We start from the raw sequence: 2,860 nt of genomic DNA on the forward strand, positions 1-2,860 counted from the left end.
GTATGCGTCCGGAGAACCCATCTTGAATCGAGGGCAGTAATCGAGGATCGTCCCCACGAAGGAGATCGTGGAGACGATGGAACGATTGATCGATGGAGAGCGCCGGCTGCGGCGCGAGTACAGCGCCGCTTTCAAGGCGTCGGTTCTGGCACGAACCCGTGAGCCAGGGGCCTCAGTGGCTGGCGTGGCCTTGAGCCATGGCCTGCATCCGAACATGGTGCATCGCTGGCTGCGGGAGCAGAGCCTGAGTCGTGAACAGGATTCGCTGAGAACACCAGCCTTCGTGGCGTTGCCATTGGCGCCTACCGTGGCACCGGGGCCGGTCGCATCCCCGGTCACACCCGCGCCCACGCAGGCCAGCCCCAGCCAGGACCTCATCCGGGTGGAGATCCAGCGCGCTGGAGCGACCGTCACGATGCAATGGCCAGTGTCGGCCGCGGCGCAGTGCGCCCAGATGCTGCGCGAGCTGTTGCGGTGATCCGTATCGATGCGGCCTGGCTGGCCACCGCTCCGCTGGACATGCGCGCGGGTACCGACACCGCCCTGGCCCGGGTGATCGCCACCTTTGGCGCTGCCCACCCGCACCATGCCTACGTCTTTGCCAACCAGCGCGCCAACCGTCTGAAGATCCTGGTGCACGACGGCGTGGGTCTGTGGCTGGCTGCGCGCCGGTTGCACCAGGGCAAGTTCGTCTGGGCGCCGCCGGGCAGTCCGAACGTGGCGTTGGAACACACCCAGCTTAACGCGCTGGTGCTGGGTCTGCCCTGGCAGCGCATGGGCTCGCAAGGCGCCATCACCGTGATCTGAATCTTCCCTGTGAGGGAGTCGTCGCTGCAATTGGGAGATGTGCCAATGGCCTTGCACGGCACGCGCGGGCACACTGCTGTCCATGGTGATCGACGAGCAAGCCCTGAGCGAACTGGATGCAGAGCAACTGCGCCAGGTCAGCCAGCGCCTGCTGGCCGAACTGCGTCACCAGCGGGCTCTGAACGAGAAGCTCGCCTATGAATGCGCACTGCTCAAGCGGCTGAAGTTCGCGGCCAAATCCGAGCGCCACAGCGCCGAGCAGCGCAACCTGCTGGAAGAAGAACTCGACAGCGATCTGGCGGCCGTTGAGCACGAGATTGAGCAACTGCGCCCGACGCAACCGGTCACCGACAAGCAGCAGCCCAAGCGCACGCCGCTGCCGGCCAATCTGCCACGACACGAGATCCGCCACGAACCCACGTCCACGACATGCCAGTGCGGTTGCCAACTCAAGCGCATTGGCGAGGATGTGGCCGAGAAGCTGGACTACGTGCCCGGCGTCTTCACAGTGGAGCGCCACATCCGGGGCAAGTGGGCCTGCGCGAAGTGCCAGACCCTCACACAAGCACCGGTGGCCGCCCACGTCATCGACAAAGGCATCCCGACAGCGGGCCTGCTGGCACAGGTGCTGGTGGCCAAGTACGCCGATCACCAGCCCTTGTACCGCCAGGAGAACATCTTTGGTCGCGCCGGTCTGGCGATCCCTCGCTCGACCCTGGCGCAATGGGTGGGTACCTGCGGCGCGCGTTTGCAGCCGCTGGTCGATGCCCTCAAGACCGAGATCCTCAGGCACCGGGTGTTGCACGGTGATGAGACGCCGGTGGCCATGCTCAAGCCGGGCAACGGCAAGACGCACCGGGCCTATCTGTGGGCTTATGCCCCAGGGGCATTTGAAGCCACGCGCGCCGTGGTGTACGACTTCTGCGAGTCCCGCGCCGGCGAGCACGCCCGCGCCTTCCTGGGCGACTGGCGCGGCAGTCTGATTTGCGACGACTACGCCGGGTACAAAGCCAGCTTCAGCCAGGGCGTGACAGAAGCCGGCTGCCTGGCACACGCCCGGCGCAAGTTCTTCGACCTGCACGCGGCCAACAAGAGCCAGATCGCCGAGTTCGCCCTGGCACAGTTCGCCCGGGTCTATGAGATCGAACGGGAAGTCCAAGCCCTGACGGCACCGCAACGGCTGCAGGTGCGCCAGCAGCACAGCCGCCCGATACTGGACGCCTTGCACCAGTGGATGGTGCTGCAACGCCAGCAGGTGGCGGGCAACTCGGCCACGGCCAAGGCCCTGGACTACAGTCTCAAGAGATGGACCGCGCTCACGCGCTTCGTCGATGACCCGCAATTGCCGCCTGACAACAACTGGATCGAGAATCGAATCAGGCCCATTGCCCTGGGGCGCTCGAACTGGTTGTTCGCCGGCAGCCTGCGCGCGGGTCAGCGAGCGGCGGCCGTCATGAGCCTGATCCAGTCAGCGCGCATGAACGGGCACGACCCGTATGCCTACCTCAAGGACGTGCTCATCCGGCTGCCCACGCACAAGGCCAGCCGCATCGAGGAGCTCTTGCCGCACCGCTGGCAGCCGGCTGTCTGACCCAGACACTGCGCGCTTGGCGCTTGTTCATCGGGTGGCCGTCTTGCGCAGCAGGCCCGGGGAGACCTTCCAGTTCTGGCCTTCGTCGGTGCGCACGCTGGCGGTCTTCTTGTTCAGGCGCAGCACAACGCCGTGCTTGACGCTGCCATCGGTGGCCGTGAAGTGGACCAGGTCACCCTCGGCGAACTGTGCCAGCTCCACCGTGCTCCTGGCCTGGGCCAGCAGGTTCAAACGCTCGACCACCATCCGGTTGAGGTAGAGCAGGTCTTCCTCACCCATGTGGCGAAGTGCCTGCGTGAACAACTCGCGATCCAGAATGGTCTGCTTGGAACTCATCGTCGGTACAAATCTTGACCGCCTGACAGGGGCGGCTCACCGAGAGTCTATGGCAGCGCAAACCCTGCGCTGGCGTGCTGACCATCAACACCGGTCATGCGCAAGATGGGTTCGCCGCGCGCATAC

Annotated in this window: 4 protein-coding genes; 3 read left to right on the forward strand and 1 reads right to left on the reverse strand. The window is 65.4% G+C overall.

The window, feature by feature from the left end; translation table 11 throughout:
* Positions 1–76: 76 nt before the first annotated feature.
* The 3 genes from tnpA (at position 77) to tnpC (ending at position 2,398) form a co-directional block, all read left to right on the forward strand.
* On the forward strand, positions 77–478 hold the full coding sequence (gene tnpA, locus ACFQU0_RS20440; RefSeq protein ID WP_044397671.1) for an IS66-like element accessory protein TnpA: 402 nt from the start codon (positions 77–79) through the stop codon (positions 476–478).
* A complete protein-coding gene (gene tnpB / locus ACFQU0_RS20445; RefSeq protein ID WP_044397668.1) occupies positions 475–807 on the forward strand; it encodes an IS66 family insertion sequence element accessory protein TnpB in 333 nt (110 codons plus the stop codon). The genes tnpA and tnpB overlap by 4 nt, the downstream gene beginning before the upstream one ends.
* Positions 808–889: 82 nt before the next feature.
* Complete coding sequence (gene tnpC, locus ACFQU0_RS20450; protein ID WP_196996092.1) at positions 890–2,398, forward strand: IS66 family transposase; 1,509 nt, start codon at positions 890–892, stop codon at positions 2,396–2,398.
* Positions 2,399–2,425: 27 nt separating this feature from the next.
* Here tnpC and ACFQU0_RS20455 read toward each other — a convergent pair whose 3' ends face one another.
* Positions 2,426–2,734, reverse strand: coding sequence for a hypothetical protein (locus tag ACFQU0_RS20455; protein WP_196995942.1), 309 nt, complete (start codon positions 2,732–2,734; stop codon positions 2,426–2,428).
* Positions 2,735–2,860: the final 126 nt, after the last annotated feature.

The sequence above is a fragment of the Hydrogenophaga defluvii genome (assembly GCF_042665235.1).
In the GTDB taxonomy this organism is placed as follows: domain Bacteria; phylum Pseudomonadota; class Gammaproteobacteria; order Burkholderiales; family Burkholderiaceae_C; genus Hydrogenophaga; species Hydrogenophaga defluvii_A.